Raw genomic sequence first — 1,205 nt, forward strand, 5'->3', positions numbered from 1 at the left:
CTTTTATGAAACATTCTCCAGATCCAATGATGCTTCCCTATGAGGTAGAGGAGGGTTTGACCACATTGGGTGGACGGGTGAGTGCCGTGCGTCGCACGCTGGGGTGGACGCAAGAGGATTTGGCGGCCAAGGCGGGGGTGAACAAGAAGACGGTCCTCAATGTTGAGCATGGCCGGCCCAGCGTTGGGATCGGACATCTGTTGAACATTCTGTGGGCCTTGGATTTGTTTGGTGAACTCTTGCCGGCGTTGGCCAAGTTGGGGAAAACCGATGAGGCGGTGAGCCTGCTTGAGCGCTCATTGCCGAAACGGATTCGTGGGACACGCTCATGAGTGACACCTTGAAGCCGGTGTGGGTTTGGCTCCCCGGGCAGGTACAGCCTACCCAGTGTGGTGAATTCGAGTTGCAGGGTCAGGTCGGGAGGTTCCACTACTTGTCCGATTACCTCAAGCGTGCTGATGCCGTGGCACTGGACCCCCTGCACCTGCCCTTGAAACGTTCAGAGTTCTGGGCCAGGGAAACGCGGCAAGAAGGCTTGTTTGGCGTGATACGTGACGCACGTCCGGAGGGCTTCGGGCTGGCGTTGTTGGAAAAGCGCCATGCCCGCGAAGACCTGGGCAACATGGAGATGTTGGAGCTGTCAGAAGGTGATGGCGTCGGTGCGCTGGAAGTCTGTGACGACATCGAGAGCAAGAAGGCCTTCAAAGCACCGCAGCTGAGCCAATTGCTGGCCGCCTTGCGTGACTTGCCCGAAGAGCGTCCCAGCAGCCAGGCCGCTCGCGAAGTGCAAGGCATTTATGGAACGAGCCTGGGGGGCGAGCGGCCGAAGCTGACTGTGGAACACCAGGGGCAGTTGTGGATTGCCAAGCTACAGGACCGTGGTGACGGACCAAATAACCCCTTGCGAGAGTACGTGGCCATGACGCTGGCCCGGGAGTGCGGGGTCAATGCGGCGGAGGTGCAATTCCACCTTGAAGGCCATCGTCAGGTGGTTCTGGTCAAGCGATTTGACCGGGACGTCCTACCTAGCGGGGGCGTAGAACGACACCTTTATGCCAGCGCACACACCTTGCTGCGATTGGACAAGGAAGTGGCCGGTGCACGCAATCGTTCGTTTGTCGTGCTCGCCCATGAGCTCCAGCGTTGGTGCGCCCGCGCGGGCGTGGATATGTCGGCAATGAAACATGAGTTGTGGCGCCGCGTTG

Annotated in this window: 2 protein-coding genes; both read left to right on the forward strand. The window is 59.4% G+C overall.

Annotated elements, in window-relative coordinates:
* Nucleotides 1–332, forward strand: a 332-nt coding sequence (locus tag Q8M88_RS10630) for a helix-turn-helix domain-containing protein (protein ID WP_305597136.1), incomplete at its 5' end; no start/stop codon positions are given.
* Nucleotides 333–433: 101 nt separating this feature from the next.
* On the forward strand, nt 434–1,205 hold a 772-nt coding region (locus Q8M88_RS10635), incomplete at its 3' end, for a type II toxin-antitoxin system HipA family toxin (RefSeq protein ID WP_305597137.1).

This window comes from Phenylobacterium sp. (assembly GCF_030693805.1).
GTDB lineage: Bacteria > Pseudomonadota > Alphaproteobacteria > Caulobacterales > Caulobacteraceae > Phenylobacterium.